Source organism: Labilibaculum euxinicum, assembly GCF_009795715.1.
GTDB classification, from domain to species: domain Bacteria; phylum Bacteroidota; class Bacteroidia; order Bacteroidales; family Marinifilaceae; genus Labilibaculum; species Labilibaculum euxinus.
The window spans coordinates 88515-107705 of sequence record NZ_WTCR01000009.1 but is presented as its reverse complement, the minus strand read 5'-3'; the positions used below and the strand labels follow the sequence as shown (position 1 = coordinate 107705).

Annotated in this window: 17 protein-coding genes; 8 read left to right on the top strand and 9 right to left on the bottom strand. The window is 36.1% G+C overall.

Features of this window, described 5'->3' with window-relative positions:
• Positions 1–50 precede the first annotated feature (50 nt).
• Positions 51–887 (bottom strand): hypothetical protein, encoded by an 837-nt coding sequence (locus GQR60_RS13120; RefSeq protein ID WP_124993368.1) that lies wholly within the window; start codon positions 885–887, stop codon positions 51–53.
• Positions 888–1906: 1019 nt separating this feature from the next.
• On the opposite strand from GQR60_RS13120, the gene GQR60_RS13115 reads away from it, so the two are divergent.
• Positions 1907–2650 (top strand): DUF6261 family protein, encoded by a 744-nt coding sequence (locus GQR60_RS13115; RefSeq protein WP_124993367.1) that lies wholly within the window; start codon positions 1907–1909, stop codon positions 2648–2650.
• Between the two features lie 371 nt (positions 2651–3021).
• Here GQR60_RS13115 and GQR60_RS13110 read toward each other — a convergent pair whose 3' ends face one another.
• From GQR60_RS13110 to GQR60_RS13100, 3 genes are all read right to left on the bottom strand, one after another.
• Complete coding sequence (locus GQR60_RS13110; protein ID WP_124993366.1) at positions 3022–3807, bottom strand: alpha/beta hydrolase; 786 nt, start codon at positions 3805–3807, stop codon at positions 3022–3024.
• A gap of 62 nt (positions 3808–3869) precedes the next feature.
• The gene (locus tag GQR60_RS13105; protein ID WP_124993365.1) at positions 3870–4112 is read right to left on the bottom strand and encodes a zinc-ribbon domain-containing protein; all 243 of its coding nucleotides are present in this window, start codon (positions 4110–4112) and stop codon (positions 3870–3872) included.
• A 47-nt stretch (positions 4113–4159) separates the two neighbouring features.
• Entirely contained in the window at positions 4160–5530 is a 1371-nt protein-coding gene (locus GQR60_RS13100; RefSeq protein ID WP_124993364.1) for a YihY/virulence factor BrkB family protein, read from the bottom strand.
• Between the two features lie 181 nt (positions 5531–5711).
• On the opposite strand from GQR60_RS13100, the gene GQR60_RS13095 reads away from it, so the two are divergent.
• The 7 genes from GQR60_RS13095 to GQR60_RS13065 all read left to right on the top strand — a co-directional run bounded on the left by GQR60_RS13095 (position 5712) and on the right by GQR60_RS13065 (position 14159).
• The gene (locus tag GQR60_RS13095) at positions 5712–6395 is read left to right on the top strand and encodes a response regulator transcription factor (RefSeq protein WP_124993363.1); all 684 of its coding nucleotides are present in this window, start codon (positions 5712–5714) and stop codon (positions 6393–6395) included.
• A gap of 3 nt (positions 6396–6398) precedes the next feature.
• Complete coding sequence (locus GQR60_RS13090; protein ID WP_124993362.1) at positions 6399–7655, top strand: sensor histidine kinase; 1257 nt, start codon at positions 6399–6401, stop codon at positions 7653–7655.
• 51 nt (positions 7656–7706) lie between these two features.
• Complete coding sequence (locus tag GQR60_RS13085; RefSeq protein ID WP_124993361.1) at positions 7707–9617, top strand: LTA synthase family protein; 1911 nt, start codon at positions 7707–7709, stop codon at positions 9615–9617.
• Positions 9618–9963: 346 nt separating this feature from the next.
• Entirely contained in the window at positions 9964–10692 is a 729-nt protein-coding gene (locus GQR60_RS13080; protein ID WP_124993360.1) for a glycosyltransferase, read from the top strand.
• On the top strand, positions 10692–11327 hold the full coding sequence (locus GQR60_RS13075) for a lipid-A-disaccharide synthase N-terminal domain-containing protein (RefSeq protein WP_124993359.1): 636 nt from the start codon (positions 10692–10694) through the stop codon (positions 11325–11327). Before GQR60_RS13080 ends, GQR60_RS13075 begins: the two co-directional genes overlap by 1 nt.
• Before the next feature lie 12 nt (positions 11328–11339).
• On the top strand, positions 11340–12998 hold the full coding sequence (locus GQR60_RS13070) for an ArnT family glycosyltransferase (protein ID WP_124993358.1): 1659 nt from the start codon (positions 11340–11342) through the stop codon (positions 12996–12998).
• A gap of 189 nt (positions 12999–13187) precedes the next feature.
• Complete coding sequence (locus GQR60_RS13065; protein ID WP_306598574.1) at positions 13188–14159, top strand: GDP-mannose 4,6-dehydratase; 972 nt, start codon at positions 13188–13190, stop codon at positions 14157–14159.
• 88 nt (positions 14160–14247) lie between these two features.
• On the opposite strand, the gene GQR60_RS13060 is transcribed toward GQR60_RS13065, so the two are convergent.
• The 5 genes from GQR60_RS13060 to GQR60_RS13040 all read right to left on the bottom strand — a co-directional run bounded on the left by GQR60_RS13060 (position 14248) and on the right by GQR60_RS13040 (position 19177).
• Entirely contained in the window at positions 14248–14913 is a 666-nt protein-coding gene (locus GQR60_RS13060; protein ID WP_306598576.1) for a glutathione peroxidase, read from the bottom strand.
• Between the two features lie 143 nt (positions 14914–15056).
• The gene (locus GQR60_RS13055; protein WP_124993357.1) at positions 15057–16091 is read right to left on the bottom strand and encodes a glycosyltransferase family 9 protein; all 1035 of its coding nucleotides are present in this window, start codon (positions 16089–16091) and stop codon (positions 15057–15059) included.
• Between the two features lie 209 nt (positions 16092–16300).
• Entirely contained in the window at positions 16301–16540 is a 240-nt protein-coding gene (gene atpC, locus GQR60_RS13050; RefSeq protein WP_124993356.1) for an ATP synthase F1 subunit epsilon, read from the bottom strand.
• Between the two features lie 54 nt (positions 16541–16594).
• The gene (gene atpD / locus GQR60_RS13045; RefSeq protein ID WP_124993355.1) at positions 16595–18109 is read right to left on the bottom strand and encodes a F0F1 ATP synthase subunit beta; all 1515 of its coding nucleotides are present in this window, start codon (positions 18107–18109) and stop codon (positions 16595–16597) included.
• A 93-nt stretch (positions 18110–18202) separates the two neighbouring features.
• Complete coding sequence (locus GQR60_RS13040; protein ID WP_124993354.1) at positions 18203–19177, bottom strand: polyprenyl synthetase family protein; 975 nt, start codon at positions 19175–19177, stop codon at positions 18203–18205.
• Positions 19178–19191 lie beyond the last annotated feature (14 nt).

Genomic DNA, 19191 nt, shown 5'->3' with positions numbered 1-19191 from the left:
AAATATTAGTTGGTTGTGCAACGGTTACTTTTGTTGTGTGTTGCCATTTTCTAGTGCTTATGATCATTAAAATATCCTTTAAGATTGTATATCAGCTTACAATAAGGTATAAATACCTGCAAATTAGCGAATAGTGTATCTTTGTCTATTTTCTTACCTGTTGGATGACCTGCTTGATTCCGATTACTTCTAATCATCTCAAAAATACCAATCAAGGTGTTCGTATAATTATCTTTTAATTCGTAGGGTAGACTTCCCTTAATAAATTGAAGTTCTTTATTTAATTCATCGAATTGCGTTTTGATAAATTTCCCTTCAATTTTTTTTCGAAATCGTTCTTGTTTGACTGTATCTTCAAAAGTATCTCTAAATGTATCAATCAATAGTAAAAGAGCTTTTTCAGATGCACAACCGAGCGTTATTGTAGCTGATAGTAATTGATTAATATTATATGTCCTTACACTCTCTGCGAGGTATGTTTCTATAATATTATCTAGTTCTGGAATTTCCTTTTTTATTCTTTTCAAATATTCAGAAGGGTCATTTGGTACAGGTTCTTCAGAGTCCAAAACTCTTTGTCCATAATCAGTTAAACTTAAATGAGGCCATGAGTCATTCTGATAATCTCCAATCGTAATTACTCGTTCAATTATCAAATCCCATAAAATTTCACGAACTCTATTTTCATCTCTTTTTTGAAGAGGAAAATAAATTGCTTGAAAATTCGGCTCATGCGGATTTTGCACAATTTCTTTTTCGACAGCAATAGCCCCAATAGAATTACACAAATTACTAAACTGAAATGAATTTCCCTGTTTTTTTATAGATGTTATTACTAATGATTTTAACTCCTCATAAGGAATTTCAATTAATGGTATACTTGTCATTATTTTGTGGTTTTATGGTTACACACAACGATTGTGAATGTGTATATACATTTATTTCTACTATATCAAATAAAAAGGTACACAACACATGCCGTATGGGGGTGTATTGTGCAGCTATTTACAATTCACAATCCCAAATCTAGCAAATTATAATCACTATCGGGGTACTATTTATAAGGTTTTTAGTTGCCATAAGCGATTGAGCGGAAAGTTGAAAGCTTTGCTCTTACATATTCAACCATAAATATATTTTCGCAGACCGCCGCCGAAGAGAATTGCTCAAATGAGTGCTAAAAACAGGAATTCTTCTTCGGCATTGATAAGTGAAGGACAAATTGGCAGATTTCTGATCAGAAATGAACTCGTTTGTGCAAATTTGAGCGTTTTCTCTTCGGCAATGAGCAATTTGAATGTAATTGTGGGCAATTCTGATGTGAAATGGGCAATTTGATGGCAAATGTGATCAAATTCTCTTCGGCAGTGGTCTTTTCAGCTCAAAAATGGCTGTCAACTCAAAATAAATGGCTTACAGGCATGACAAGCTGTCCATTTTCTCTTCGGCAATGCAAATATGAGTTCATTTTTGGCCTTTTCGTAAGAGAAAAGGCTGCAGACAATGCGAAAATCGATGTTTTTGAATGAAACAAGGCCTAATACAATTCAAAAACAAGCTTTGCATGTGAGTTGAAACTGAAACCGGAAGAATTTTTGATGCATACCTGGCGAAATACCACATAAATAGTCGTTAAATACATTTAAGCATTTAATTTTACTATATCATGGCAATAAAATCAGATAATAAAATAGACTGATGGAAATACCGAAGCTGTAAGCACTTAAATCATGCGATTTGAAATTATCATAGTATTTTTCATTAAAAACATGCTTACTGTTAGATTGATTTTGTAGATTAGCTGTCCGATAGCCCAAAAATATCCAACACAAAACATTTTTAACACAGAAGCTCTGCACCGCTTTTTACCTTTCCGGCTCAGACTTCGCTAAAATTATCAGAGAGAATGACTATAAACTATTATCATTATTGCGACAGCAATGAAATTAGTACCGGCACAAGTGTTATTGTTGGTGAACTGGACAAAAAAGATTGGTCGGCCGACCAGATATTGAGCCATATTATTGCAGATTTGGGAACGACAAATAAAGATCTTACCCGGTCGATTGAGTACAGCCTTAGTGGTGCTTTGGCCGAGAACCTTAGAAAAGAGGATGAGATTGCCGACAACGATTTTGTGTGCTTAAAGCAGTTTGTAAAGGCAAATACGTATTTGCCCGATGCGAATCTGGTGCAGGATGCTGTTGATGTTTGGGGCTTATTAAAGTCGCATAATTTGAATCTTCATAAACAGAGCTGCGAGAAACAATTGGCATTAAGCAAAGCGCTGCTGGGTAATTTAGACAGTGCGCAATTTAAGGCGAAAATTGCCAATCTGATTGCTGTTAGTCCCAGAGTTGAAAAGTTTAAACAATCGACCTCTGATTTAGAAACAGCTTACTCGAAAATAATGGAGGCAAATGCCGTTAAAGAGAATATTACGGCTCCTTCGGCACTAAAAAATGAGGTGAGAAAAATTGTGAATGAAAGATTACTGCCTCATCTCGAAAATGCAGTAAAAGCAATGCCGGAAATCTACCAGGAAATTCTTGGTGTAATTACCGAGACCATCGAGGCCGTGAATGCTAAGGCGCAAATCCGCAAAAGCATTCGATCGAAAGCCGCCGCAGAAGAGATTCCTGCAGAATAAAAACAACGGGCTAATTATAAGAAGAGCAAACCTGGGCGGGTTTGCTCTTTCTTTTGCTTGCTATTGAATAACCCTCCTCTGCTCTTTTACACAAATATTCGCTTCCCGGGCAATAGTTTGTTTGTAAATATTAAGCACCCCCTCAGTTCTTCGAACATCTCCACTTAAAATGGGAAAAAGATCTGCGGATTTATCTCTCCCTTTCACACCTCAACCTGTCGGCTCCACGAAAACTTTCGGGATCCCCTTAAAAAAGGAGAATTTCGGAAAGAAAGCTTTAGACTCTTTTTTTACTTGATACTTGTTACTTGATACTTGTTACTTGATACTTGTTACTTGCTTCTGAACAAACACCACTCTGCCAGCCTGTTTTATTTCAGTTGATTTAAGAAACCGGTTATGGCCACCCAATACTCTTCTCCGCCTTGCTGATTTTTCCACAAAGCACGGGAACCATGATGTCCGGCTCCTTCGGGAACAAACTGAACCTGTTTTTCGAGTAATTTATGCTTTGCGAGCAAATCGGTCACACTTTTTGCTTCGCTGTTCGAACTGGTTAGAAACATGGGCTTGTTAAAATCTTCCAAAACATCGGCTAATGAGCCTTTGGTTTCGGCCAGATAATCACCCGGACTAAAAGAAATAACCGCGCTTACATCCTCTCGTTTGGCTGCAATATACAATGCCAGTGTTGAGGAATAGGAAGATCCCCACAAGATTACTTTCGAGCTGTATTCCTGAGTCAAATAATCGATGGCTGCTGTAATGTCTGCTTCAGCATCCAGATAATCGACTCCTTTTGCCGCTTTAAGAGCTCTTAAATAGGTTTCGTTCTGAGTATTGCCAATGGGGCCGCCCGAACGCTGATCAATTGCCAGACAGTTAAAACCCATCTCGTTTAATCGTTCGGCAATACCGGCATATTCAAATTTGTTGAACCGGGCCTGATGGCAAAGTAGAATATACGGAGATGTCTCATCAATCTGATACAAGTGAGCGCTAATTATCAATGAATCCAAAGATTCAAACTCAACCAATTCAGGGTATCCGGCTTGTTCCTGTATTTCGGAAACGGCTGTTTCAGCTTTTTTAGAAGCCGGATTGCATGATGCCAATACCAAGTTTAAAGCGAACAGTAGTAAGAGAATATTTTTCATCAATATTAAGTCTAGTGTTTTTACTAATAGATGATTAAATATAGGAATACCCTGATTGAAAATCAACGGGCATTCTTTTTCCGATTGTATTCATCTTCGTTCAATTGATTTCCGTTTTTACAAATTGGACAGTAGTGAATGTATCGCGTTTTTATTGGAAATACCGATATAAAGAACAAACTGGCATAAGTAGCGTTCTTTTCCAATATCCATTTTGTGGTGTTGTTGCAATGATAACAATGCTCTTGATTATGACATTGCTGCTGTTCTATTGTTTTATCGTTGGCTCCGAAAATGAAGATCATGTGTCTTTGTGTTCTTTGTGATGATTTTTATGTCTTTCTTAATATCCCTAGCTTTCCTTTAAGGTAAACTCCTTATCCAAATCAATATCCTTCAAAAATGTCTCTTGCTGACTCGATGAAACTGAATTTCGGTAGTCCTGCAAAATAGATTTTAGTTCTACATATGTCTCGGTCTCCAAAACAGGAATCTTATCAGATCCTGTATTCTCCAAAATATCAATCACTTTGTTTACCGACATGGTATTAATATCAAAAGCCGGATGGTATGCTATTTGTTTGTCTGTATCGGTTACTAATTCTGCCACCAATCGGGCATTTATCAAATCGAAAAGAATTTCCCGTACCAAACGGATAGGCATCTGTAATCGATGAGAAATATCCTGCGAAAGCATGGGGACTTGATCCTTTTTAAAATTATGGATAATTAAATGCAGAACATATATACTTAACAAGCGTTTGTAGTCGTATGCTATTTCGGAGGTTTCTGTTTCGTACTCGTAATTTTCAACATTCTGCTCAGCAAACGAAATTTCTGCGCCCAACAAAACCACCAACCAACTCATCTGCAACCACATTAAAAATAGCGGCAAGGCGGCAAAACTACCGTAAACAGCATTATAGGTTGTAACCATCCCCTGAAACTCAATGTATAAAACCTGAAATATTTGATAAATTGTACCGGCAATTACTCCCGCAAGTAAACCCGATTTAAATTTCACATGCGTATTCGGCATAAAGGTGTACAGCATGGTAAATAAAGTCCAAACCAAAAAATAAGGAGTTAAATTAATCAGAAAGCTGAGATACGGCCCAACTGCTTCCATCAACGTATTCCCTTGGGTTACCTGTTTAATCATGGTTTTTAAGAAAACTGTTGCACCGCTGGAACCAATCAGTAAAATGGGTGCAAAAATCATGATCGCAGTATAATCACTGAATCTGCGCCCCCAGGTTCTCCCCTTCTTTATTCGCCAAACATCGTTAAACGATTCCTCGATATTGGTTAAAACCTTTAATACCGACCAAAACAAGATGACAAATCCCAATCCAGCAACTAGCGATCCTTTTGTATTGATCAGCATCTTGTTCGCAAACTCAATCAGCCAGTTCAAGACTTCTTCCTGACCGGAAAGATTCGCTATCAGTTCCTTCTCTAGCTTCTGTTCCAAATCGAATCCTTTGGCAATTCCAAAACCCATAGCCAAAACAGGCACCACTGATAAAATGGAATAAAAAGTTAAGGCAGATGCCCGCAATTGACATTTGTCTTCGTAAAAGCCTTTAATAGCCAAAAGATAAATTCGTAATTGCCGAATTAAAAAATAACGAGGTCCGGACAATTCTTTTAAGCGCATGTTCCATACTCCACGACTCAAAAAATTCATTACGATATCGAAATAATTACGAAGACTCTTCATTTCTTTCTTTTTATTAACTGATTTATGAGTTCGAATTTACATAAAAGGCAAAGATTTACCAATAATTTCAAAATCCTGCCATCTGATTGATTCAAAAGAAGCAAAAAATCTTTTTCTATTAAGAAATCTTCTTCCCTTTTTTTAAGTTTGTAAGAACTAAGCTTACTTCTTATCTCTCATCATGAAAAAAGAAATTCTAATTATTGAAGATGACCTTTCGCTGCAAAAAATCTTAGCTGATTATCTTTCAAGTTGTGGATTTCAATGTACTTGTGTGGAGCTGATTAAAGACGGCAAATCTCTTTTCGATAAAAAATTTTTCCACATTGTACTTCTTGATTTGGGACTTCCCGATGGAGATGGATTGGATTGCATCTCTTTTATTAAATCAATTTGGTCCAATACAGGTGTGATCATTATTTCAGCCCGCGATAAGCTGGAAGACCGGGTTGATGGTCTTAATTTAGGTGCTGATGATTATTTAGTAAAACCATTTCATCTTTCAGAACTCAATGCACGCATCAATGCTCTTGTGCGGAGAAACTTTCAAGCCGAAAATCAGGTGTTAAGCTTTGGCGAATTGGAAATTGATACTCGTTCCAATCAGGTGAAAATTAGGAATGAACAAGTAGATTTTAGCCGAAAAGAATTTGATTTACTGCTGTATTTTATCGAAAATAAAAATAGAGTTCTTACTAAAGAGAGTTTATTTGAACATGTGTGGGGCGAAAATCCGATTTTTATGGATAACTCCGATTTTATTTACACACACATCAACCGACTCCGGAAAAAAATCAAAAATCATACCGGAGAAAATTACATCAAAACTGTTCATGGGTTTGGCTATAAATTAGATAATCATTAAAAAATGAAACTCTTAACTAAGATCAACAGATCCTATTTCAAATATGGTATTCTGGTATTTCTAATAGCTGATGTTATAATTATTGCAATGAGCAATTACTTTTTAAAAGAAGAAATTGACCAGCAATTGCGTCTTGAAGCTAAAGAAATTTTTGAGGTACTTAAGGAAAAAGGAGAATTTCAGAGCATCTATCCTACGGATATAGCTACTCCCATTTCTTCCTCAGAAAATAGAACAAATATCAAAAAAGACACATTGATTTTGGACTTGTACCAAAATGAACTAACTCCTTATAGAGAATTCACAACCACTCAATCAATTAATGAAAAATATTATCGAATTACAACACGGCAAATGCTGATGGAATTCGATGACATTTTCACAATTTTCACCACCCTAATATCCAGTGTTTTATTATTAATTTTCATCGGTTTACTGCTATTTACAAGTCGGTTAAATACCTCCCTATGGAAAACATTTAATGACAATATTGAAAAAATAAAATCTTATTCTTTTACTCCTCCATCAAAATTGGAATTAACAGCTACCGGAATTAATGAGTTTGATGATTTAAACCAAGTGCTTTCCATGATGTCGAGTCGATTGGAAAAGGATTACACAGCAACTAAGGAATTCTCCGCCAATGCTGCCCACGAGCTTCAAACTCCGCTTGCAGTTATTCGAAATAAATGTGAAAACTTATTTTCTGACTCCGATTTAGATGAGAAAACAATCAAAACAATACGGGAAATATATCTTTCTACAGATAAACTTTCAGGCATTACCAAAGCACTGCTCTTGCTTGCAAAAATTGACCACGGACAATTTAATGAGAGAGATCATGTCTCCTTGAATCAAATTTTCAACTATTGGATCAATGCATTTCAGGATGTAATACAAGATAGAAACCTACAGGTTTCTCTTTCTGCTGCGGACAACTGCCAATTGTTAATGGACAAAAGATTAGCCAACCTATTGATTCAGAATATTTTTGTAAATGCCCTAAAACACAGTAAGAATGGTGAAGAAATTTCGATATATTTAGCTGAAGATTATTTTACAATTGCTAATTCGGGTGAACAAGCCATTAACCAACCCGAGATGATCTTTAATCGGTTTTATACAGAAAGCCAAAATGTTGGATCAACAGGAATTGGTTTGGCTATTGTAAAAAAAATAGCAGACCATTATAAAATCGATATCAACTATTCTTTTAAGGATTTTAAACACTTATTTACATTCAAATTACAGGATTGTTAGCTTTTTGTTAGAATCAGGTTGTTTTTTTGGCTCGTAATAATTTAATAAAATATGACGTTCAAAAATATCCTGCGTAGTCGATTTGGTGGTCTTGTACTGTTTGGTTTCATTTTCCTTGCCATTTCTTTTCTGATCCGCACCATTCTATTAATTACTGATTTCCAAAATGTAGATCTAAACTTTATCCGGTTTATCCAAATTTACAGCATAGGCTTATTTTACGATCTGGTAACCATTTCCTACTTTATCATTCCTTTTACAATCTATCTGCTGTTTGTTCCTGATAAAATATTTAACTCCAAAATCCATCGCTGGATTTCTTATGTGCTTTTTATTGTAACGATTGGAATCCTAGTTTTTTCGGGAATCGGCGAATGGTTTTTTTGGGAAGAATTTAGTGTGCGATACAACTTTATTGCTGTTGACTATCTGGTTTACACTCACGAAGTTGTTTCCAATATTCGGGAGTCCTACCCAATGCCTGCTATCATATTAGGTATGCTATTGGTTTCAGGAGGAATTTTTGCCTTGGTTAAAAAGAATTTCGACCTTAGCATCCATTCAGAATCCCGATTCGTTAAGCGTCTTATCACCTGTGTTATTTTGTGGATGTTCCCTCTTGCTGCATTCTATTCAATCAATAAAAGTTCAGCAGAAATAACTAAAAACACATACTCCAATGAGCTGGCTCACAACGGAATCTATCAGATTTTCGCAGCCTTCCGAAACAATGAGCTTAACTACAATTCCTTTTATCAATCAATCGATGATAAAGAGGCTTTTACAAACCTTCGAAAGTTGATAAAAACATCAAACAGTGAATTTACAAGTGAGGATGTTTTTGATGTAAGCAGAAAAATTACTTATCCGGGCGACGATAAAAAATACAATGTAATGCTGATCACTGTTGAGAGCCTGAGCGGGTCATTTTTTACTCGTTTTGGCGGAAAAGACAATATTACTCCCAACATGGATACGATTGTTCAGCAATCGCTTTTTTTCACCAATTTTTATGCCACAGGTACACGTACAGTTCGTGGAATGGAAGCACTAACTCTCTCCTTGCCGCCAACTCCTGGATTTTCTATCGTTAAACGACCAAAAAACGAAGGCATGTTTACCCTTGGAAATATATTGACCTCAAAAGGTTATAATTCAAGCTTTATTTATGCCGGAAACGGTTATTTTGATAATATGAACTACTTCTTTGGAAACAACGGATACAATGTGGTTGATCGAAATGATTTTCTGGACAATGAAATTACATTTGAAAATGCATGGGGTGTTTGCGACGAAGACCTGTTTGCGAAAGCATGTCAGGTGGCCGACAGCAGTTATAAAGAGGGAAAACCTTTTCATAATTTTATCATGACAACATCCAATCATCGTCCTTATACTTACCCTGATTCAAAAATTGATATTCCATCACACACAGGAAGAAACGGTGCTGTTAAGTATACTGACTATGCCATTGCTAAATTTCTTCGTGAAGCAAAAGATCACGAATGGTTCAAGAATACTATTTTTGTAATTGTTGCAGATCATTGTGCTTCAAGTGCAGGAAAAACATCTCTTCCGGTAAATAAATACCACATTCCGCTTATTATTTATGCTCCGAATATTATTCAGCCATCCGAAAATAATACACTGTCGTCTCAAATTGATTTTGCTCCGACTATTCTGGGGCTTTTAAATATGGATTACACATCCAAATTTTTTGGCAAAGACATTCTTTTGGAGAAACCAAACCGTGCATTAATTGGCACTTATCAGAAAATTGGCTTGTTACAAAACGATCAACTGATTGTTCAATTGCCTGTAAAACGAACCGAATCCTTTAAAATATCCGGAGAAGAACAAGATGCGGAACAAATAAATCCGGCCGAATTAAAAGATGCAATTACTTACTATCAAACAGCCAGTTATCTTTTTCACCATGAAAAATATTCTTTTAAAGACTAAAAAACCTTATACCCATAGTTGGCGCTGTTCTGCAAAACTAATTTTGAAACACCTTAAAAAGGCTAAATAAAAATGAAAGGATTCCCTAATAATACAACCTCAAAGGTTGTATTATTAGCTCCTAAATTTAAGAATGTCCCGTTTCCTCTTTTTAAGTCTCGGCAAAAATTGCACTTTTACAAGTAAAGAAACCATCTCGTCCCGTTATGTTTTTACTTATTTCAATCAAAAAGTACACATTCAATTCATATCTTTGAAAAAATGTATATTTAGAAAAAATGTATTATCTGTATTGTGATTTGTTTGGCAATACTTATACCACTACCAATTCGTTAAACCAAACTTAATGAGCCAGCAAGAAAAAGAATTCGAATTAACGATCATTGTTCCCGTTTTTAACGAGGAAGATAATATGCAGCGTGTAAAAGAGGAATTTACAGCCTACTTTGCAAGCTCAAAATATGCCTCAAAAGTACTTTTTGTGAACGATGGTTCATCGGATGGAAGTCAAAAAATGATTGAAGACATTTGCAATAATTCTGATCGTTTTTCTTATTTGGAACTAAATAAGAATCATGGTTTAAGCGCAGCTATTAAGGCTGGTTTTGACAATACAACAACTCCTTTTGTTGGCTACATCGATTCTGATTTACAAACTACCCCGTTCGATTTTGATTTATTAATGGAACATCGAAATGAATTTGCTCTGGTAACAGGTGTTCGTCAAAACCGAAAAGACAGCTTTGTGAAAAACATGAGCTCAAAAATTGCAAATGGATTTCGCCGTTATATGACTAAGGATACCGCTGAAGATACTGGTTGTCCGCTGAAAATAATGAAAACCGATTACGCTAAAAAAATGCCTTTCTTTACAGGAATGCACCGTTTCATTCCAGCCTTAATCATGTTGCAGGAAGGTGAAATAAAACAAATTCCGGTACGCCATTTTCCAAGAATTGCAGGCGAGGCCAAATACCATCTTTTCAACCGTTTGGTTGGCCCTTTTAAAGATTGTTTCGCTTATCGCTGGATGAAAAAACGTTACATTAATTACGAAGTTATTTCTCGTAGCTAATGGACAGCATGTATATTTACGCCATTGGTTTTTTTGCACAAGCTCTGTTTTCAGCACGGTTAATTGTGCAGTGGGTAAAATCTGAAAAAGCCGGAAAAACCTTATCTCCGGTATTATTTTGGCAAATCAGTATTTTGGCTTCGTGGATGCTGTTTATTTACGGCTTGCTGCGCGATGATTTTGCCATTATTATGGGACAAGTGATTGCTTATTCCATTTACATCCGAAATCTGCACATCCAGAACAATTGGAAAACCTTGCCCATATTAACACGACTAATTGCCATTATAACTCCTGTTGTTGTTTTAGTTTTCATGCTAAAAAACTGGGGATTTCACTATCAGCAATTATTTAAAAACGAAGACATTCCAACTCTTCTTTTAATTTGGGGGGTAGCAGGACAAATTACCTTTACTTTCCGTTTTGTTTACCAATGGATCTACTCTGAACGTAAAGGAGAATCTGTACTTCCTATGGGTTTTTGGGTCATCAGCATCATCGGATCAATCATGATCTTATCTTATGCTCTCTATCGAAAAGATCCTGTTCTTTTTCTTGGTCAGGGTTTTGGGATGTTGGTTTACTGCAGAAACATCATACTTATTCGAAAACAATCTCACAAGTTAGATCACTAAACTCAACTTAAAATGATTCAACGTTATCTGTTTGAGAACAAAACTTCTGTTCATATTTTATTTCTACTAGTGGTTTGCTACTTCGCATTCTTCTTTGCCAACAGTAGTTTTTTTGTGAATATCATGGAAGCACGAAACTTTGTGACTGCCCGTGAAATGATTGAAAAAGGAAACTGGCTTGTTCCCACAATGAACGGCGAATTGCGCTTGGCAAAACCACCGCTTCCTACATGGATTACAGCAGTATTTGGAAACTGGTTTGGAATCGAAAATGTAAGTATGCTTCGATTTCCGGCGGCAATGGTCAGTTCCCTAATGGTAATCTTGATGTATTTCTTCACCATTTCCCTAAATAAAAACAGAATAGCTGCTTTATGCAATAGTCTCGTTTTAGCATCAAGTTTTTATATCGTTTATATGGGAAGAACCGGAACCTGGGATATTTACTGTCATAGTTTTATACTTGGTGCCATTCTCTTTTTTCATAAAGCCTGGAAAACAGAAAATAAAAACTGGAGATTATTTATTGGTGCCGGTATCTTTTTGGGTTTATCCTTCTTAAGTAAAGGACCCGTCGCATTTTTTGCCGTTTTAATTCCATTTTTAGTTGCCTATTCATGGGTATACGATGGAAAAGTAATTCTACAAAAATGGCAGCCGCTTTTATTAGCCATTGGAATTTTTATTGTGATCAGCTTTTGGTGGCCTGTTTTTATCTCTTTGGTTCACGCTGATGAAGCTGCCGCAATTGCTAAGCTGGAATCCGGCTCTTGGATGAACCGTCATGTTCGTCCGTTTTATTACTATTGGAATTTCCCTATTCAATCAGGAATCTGGACACTGATTATTTTCTCAGCATTAATTTTTCCATATGCCCTTAAACGATTCGAAGCCAAAAAAGAATACAAATTTGCACTAATCTGGACCATTACAGCTGTTGTGCTGCTATCGCTGATACCAGAAAAAAAAGACCGATATCTACTTCCTGTACTAATTCCTGGCGCTTTACTAGCCGGGCAATTAATTCAGCACTTATTTCAGGTTTTTAAAAACAAAACGGCTGACAAATGGGACAATCTCATTTTTGGAGTTAACATCTGGTTAATTGCCATTGTTGCTCTTGTAATGCCTGTTGGTATTTTTATCTTTTTCTATCAGGATCAGCAAATATCATTACTCGCATTTGTTCTTTTTGCTCTTATTTCCGAAGGAATTTTTCTGTTATTGCTGATGGCATGGAAAACAAAAAACATTCTAAACTTTGTTTTTGGTTTGATTTGTTTAATGACAATTACTGAAGTGTTCATAATTCCAAACACAGGTAACTTACAAAACAGAAATAAAGAATTTAAAAATATCCGGGAGGCACGAAATATCGAATCAATAAAAGATTTAAACCTATATAGTATTGGTAAGGAAGAATTTAGAATTGAATTGGTTTGGGAAGTTGGCCGAGAAGTAAAGTCTTGGAATACAGAAGATTTAACTGAATTCCCTAAGGAGAAATCATTTGTAGTTTTCTCCTCTGAGAATCCTAAGGAATTGTTCTCGGACTTGCAGCTTCAAAATATGGAATTTGAAACAATCGATCATTACGATTACAATCGTCAACCAAAAGGCAGCAAGCTGTACTTTCAAAAATACATGACTCTTATTAAGATCAAACAATAGGATACTATTAGTTAAAAAAAATAATATTTCAGGCAAAATCAGTCATCTTTCATGATTATAGAATAGCTTTGTTTTACTTTTAAGTTAATTCTTCGGTTGTTGAAGATAATTGATATGGATTTATCTAATTTTGATTCACTCTTTTTGAATCAAATCCAAAAAAATAAGTCAGAAGTAAATATGCAAACTGTGGAGAATAAATCAACAAAAAGAACCATTCTTGTAACCGGATGTGCTGGTTTTATTGGATCTCATCTTTCAGAAAAATTACTATTGCTGGGATATAAAGTTATTGGTATCGATAATTTCGATCCATTTTATCCGAGAAATATAAAAGAAGAAAATATGAATCCTTTTTTTCAGAATTCATCCTTTACATTTCATGAACTGGATTTACGGATTGATTCAAGTTTGGATATCATCGAAGATCCAATTGATTTGGTTGTGCATTTGGCGGGCAAGGCGGGAGTCCGGCCTTCTATCGAAGATCCGCAAGGATACATCGACAGCAATATCACTGCAACCCGAAATGTATTGGATTTCATGCGAAAAAAGGGAATTAAAAAGCTGGCTTTTGCTTCCTCCTCATCGGTTTACGGCAACAACAAAGAGGTTCCTTTTTCGGAAAATCACAATGTTGACCGGGCCATTTCGCCTTATGCTTTTTCCAAAAAATCCTGCGAAGTTTTAAACCACAGCTACCATCATTTGTACGATTTGGATATCATTAACATGAGATTTTTCACTGTTTTTGGTCCTCGTCAGCGACCCGATCTGGCCATTCATAAATTTCTGAAATTGTTCCGGAATAAGCAGCCGATTCCAATGTTTGGAGATGGTTCAACGGCAAGAGATTATACTTTCGTTGATGATACTGTGGAAGGAATTGTAAAAAGCTGCAGCTATCTATTCAATCACGAACAGGTTTTTGAAACCATAAACCTGGGCAACAGCTATCCAATTCTTCTTCGCCACATGATTGAGATAATAGCGAAAAACGCTGAATGCGAACCGAAAATCAATCATCTGCCAATGCAGGCAGGTGATGTGGAACAAACCTATGCTGACATTTCCCGTGCAAAAGAACTGATTGGTTACAATCCACAAGTTAGTTTCGAAGAAGGAATTAAACGTTTTATAACTTGGTTCGACAATCAATAAGAATCATCTGTATTGAGTTAAAACATAAAAAAGAGACTCCAAATCAATTGAAGTCTCTTTTCATATTTTTTCTGATTCACAATCAGAATTATAACATTCCTTTTATTTCATCTTCAAAATCTTCAGGAGCAACGTTTGGTTCAATTCTTTTTACCACTTTTCCATTTCTATCGATAATAAATTTGGTGAAATTCCATTTGATCCCGTTTCCTTCATAAATCTCAGGAAATTTTTCACTGATAAATCCCTTGAATTTTTGTCCCGATTCTGAATCATCAAAACCTAAAAACGGTTTTTCTTCAGTCAGCATTTTATAAAGAGGATGAGCATTTTCCCCACGAACTTCAATTTTCTCGAACATTGGAAAGCTTACGCCATAGTTTTTCTCACAAAAAGCAGCAATTTCTTCCGATGTTCCAGGCTCTTGTTCCAGAAACTGATTGCTCGGAAATCCTAAAATTACGAATCCCTGGTCTTTGTATTTCTGATACATTGCTTCCAAACCTTTGTATTGTGGCGTTAAACCGCATTTACTTGCCGTATTAACAACCAAAACAACTTTTCCTTTATACTGATTCAAATCAACTTCCTCACCAGTTAAAGAGGCTACTTTAAAGCCATGCAATCCTTCTTTCATACATTTCTCTTTTTTACAACAGTCTTTTTTACAATCTTTCTTTGTCTCTGTTTGTGCTATTGTCTGATAAGACATCAAACCTACAGCAAATATTAGCAGTAAGGCAATTTTTTTCATTTCGACTATTTTTATCGTTTGTGTTTGTTTTGCATTTTGAAAAAATCCATTTCAATTTATATCGCGTGCGATACAAATATATGCTTTTATTTTTAATTGTTTTAAATAAGCGTGTTAAATATCTGTTAACTGATTAAAATAATTCAGGCCATCCGTTGAATCACTTCTTTGGCCACCCATTCCGGAGTAATATCTACCATACATTGCTGGTAAACCTTTTGTTTGCACTTCCCTGAGCCATCTTTTGTACATGGCCGGCATTTCATATCCACTTCGAGGGTTTTGATTTGTTCTCCCGTGGTAAATCCAAATGCAGTTGGCCCCATTAAAGATAAAGCAGGAATACCAAACTTATCTGCAGCATGCAAAAAACCAGTATCACCGGAAATTACCAAGTTCGATTTCTGAACCAAATAACAGGATTCCAGTAAATTGGTTTTTCCGCTAAGGTTCAGAACTCTTTCTTTTGCTGTAGCCTCAATCTCTTCGCAAAAAACGTCATCTGGTCCAGCCAAAATTACAAAATGATAATCCGGCAATTGCTGCACCAACTTTTGCCAATGAGAGACAGGCCAACGTTTCATCATCCAGGCTGCAGAAGGAACCAAAGTGACCAATTTGGATGGTTCCCCCTTTAAATTTGAAAAAACCTTCTCCTCCATTTTCATCTTTAACTCCTCAGGAAAATACCAATTGGCATTGACTTTTGAATAATCTGTTAAACCCCATTTTTCAAGAGGTTTCCGATACGAAAGCATCCCTTTAAAAGGCATTGGAAAACGATCAATACCAAACTTGAATAACAAAATTCTTTTGATTCTATCTTTGCTCCGCATGGTATATTTAGATCCAATACCGAACCAACGTTTCCATCGTGGTACCAATACTGTTTTCAGCACAATCGATCGAATATTGCTGTGAGCATCGTAAACAAAGTCGAATTTTTCCTTTTTAAGCTCTTTTGCCTGCTTTATAAGACCTTTAAATCCCTGTCCTCTATCAAATCCCCAAACTTTGTAAATACGCTGATCCATCGCTAAAAAAGAAGACATGTCCTTTCTCGCAATCCAATGAATCTCAGCATCCGGATAATGGTTTAAAATACCATCAACAGCTGTCATGCATTGAATAATATCACCTATGGAAGAAAAACGAATAATCAGGAATTTTTTAGGCATTTTTTCTAGTATCTGGTACGGAGTAAATAGACTATTTACAGCTTTTGTTTAAACAATTATAGTCACAAAAATAGTAAGAGTAGTTAGGAAATCCACAATGTTGGCCATAAAAAAGAGACTTTAGAAATTCTAAAGTCTCTTTACGATAAGTTGTATTGCCAATATTTAGTACTGATTACTATCGTACTAAATACGAACTTCTATTTTCTCTAGTTATCTGCCAATACTGAAATTACATTTTTCTTACATTCAACAACACCTCCGTTGATTTCAAAGAAAATTTCTTCACCTCCAACTGATTTAAGTTTAATCGTTCCTTTCTCCAGACTTGAAACAATTGGAGCATGGTTTTTCAATATTTCAAAAGATCCGTTTTTTCCTGGCAACTGAACCAGTTCAACTTCTCCGGAATACAGACTCTTTTCAGGCGTAACAATTTCCAAATGCATAATTAAAAATTCTAATTTACAAGCACTTACACTTCAAGTATTTTAGGTGTCTTTTTATTCTTTTTCAGATTCTGCCAACAATTTTTCACCCTTTTCGATAGCTTGTTCAATTGTACCAACAAGGTTAAAAGCAGCTTCCGGATATTGGTCAACTTCACCATCCATAATCATGTTAAAACCTTTAATAGTATCCTCAATAGAAACCAAACATCCTTTTAATCCGGTAAATTGCTCAGCAACGTGGAATGGCTGTGATAAGAATCGCTGTACACGACGAGCGCGGTGCACGACCAATTTATCTTCTTCAGAAAGTTCTTCCATTCCCAAAATCGCAATAATGTCCTGCAATTCTTTGTATCGCTGCAAAATCTCTTTTACATCTGTAGCACATTTATAGTGAGCTTCACCAACAACATCTACTGAAAGAATACGGGAAGTAGAATCCAATGGATCCACCGCAGGATAAATTCCTAATTCAGAAATCTTACGATTCAATACAGTGGTTGCGTCCAAGTGGGCAAAAGTTGTTGCCGGAGCAGGATCTGTTAAATCATCCGCAGGAACATAAACCGCCTGAACCGATGTAATTGAACCTCTTTTTGTTGAGGTAATTCTTTCCTGCATCACTCCCATTTCTGTTGACAGGGTTGGCTGATATCCTACTGCCGAAGGCATACGGCCAAGTAGTGCCGAAACCTCAGATCCCGCCTGAGTAAAACGGAAAATATTATCTACGAAGAAAAGAATATCACGTCCACCTGACTTTTCATCACCATCACGCAAACTTTCCGCAACAGTTAGTCCCGAAAGAGCAACACGGGCACGTGCTCCTGGTGGTTCATTCATCTGACCAAAAACGAGTGATACCTGAGAGTTATCCAAAGCTTTTTTATCAACTAGAGAGAGATCCCATCCGCCTTTTTCCATGTTTTTTTCAAACGCTTCTCCGTATTGAATAACTCTTGACTCGATCATTTCACGAAGCAAGTCATTTCCTTCACGGGTACGTTCACCAACACCAGCAAATACAGATAAACCGTCCTGACCAATGGCAATATTATTAATTAATTCCTGAATCAATACTGTTTTACCAACACCAGCACCACCAAACAAACCAATTTTACCACCTTTTGCATATGGTTCTATAAGGTCAATTACCTTAATACCAGTATAGAAAACCTCTGATTCTGTACTAAGCTGATCGAATGCCGGAGGAGTTCGGTGAATTGTATAACCACCTTCTTTACTAACAGAACCAATTCCATCAATGGTATCCCCAACAACATTTAGTAATCTACCTTTGATTTTATCTCCGGGAGGCATCATAATAGGCGAACCTGTTGCAATTACATCCATTCCACGACGCAAACCGTCAGTTGAATCCATTGCAATGGCACGAACAGTATTTTCACCAATATGCTGCTGACACTCAACAACCAAATTTTTACCATTTTCAATCACGACCTCTAAAGAATCGTAAATTTCAGGAAGCTTGGTTCCTTCCTTATCAAAACTTACATCGATAACAGGTCCGATAACCTGTACAATTTTGCCTGTATTTTGTGACATTTACATTAATTTTTTGGATCATTAATATCGCGTGACAACAAATTTAGAATTTTTTGTCAATAAAGGAGAATGTAATCTGAATTTTTAACATTCTTAAACGGAACGATCGACTAAACCTTTAACCAATGAATATAGTTCCTTTTTCTTTTCGGCATCAACATCTACTTTATCAAGATATTCGAGACATAAAGCAAAATAATTCTCAATTTTATTCTGTGAATATTCACGAACATTCAATTGCTCATAAATAGTTCCTACGGCCTTTATTTTTTCTTCCGGATTAAAAGATTTTGTTGTAATCCAGAACTTTAATTCTTTTTCGACATCTCCCGAAGCAGTTTCCAGAGCATTAATTAAAAGAAAGGTTTTCTTATTGGATAAGATATCACCACCAATTTTCTTTCCAAAAACAGTCTCATCACCAAAAACATCTAAAAGATCGTCCTGAAGTTGGAATGCCATACCTAAATTCACACCAAAATGGTATAATAACTCAGCATCTTTTGAGCAGGCATCACCCATTATTGCTCCCATTTTTAGACTTCCTCCTAATAGAACTGCTGTCTTCAATCGAATCATATTTAAATATTCTTCAATTTCAACATCATTTCTATCTTCAAATTCCATATCGAACTGCTGTCCCTCACAAACTTCCAATGCTGTTTGATTAAACACAGTAAGAACATCGCGCAGATATTTGTCTTCGCAGGAACCAATATACTGATATGCTTTAATAGACATGGCATCACCAGAAAGAATAGCTACGTTACTGTTCCATTTTTCGTGAACTGTTTTCTTCTTTCTGCGAATTGGAGCGTTGTCCATTACATCATCATGCAAAAGTGTGAAATTGTGAAATATTTCTATGCCGATAGCAGGCAAACAAACTTTTGATAGATCATCCTTGTATAAATTAGCACCCAGCAGAACTAAAATTGGGCGAAGCCGCTTCCCTCCAATACCTAATATATATTTCATTGGTTCGAAAAGACCTTCCGGCGGAGCAGAAAACTCCAGTCCATCTATCTCTTTTTCAATAATTTCATGAAGTTCATTAAAACTATACATTTTTTTATAGAATT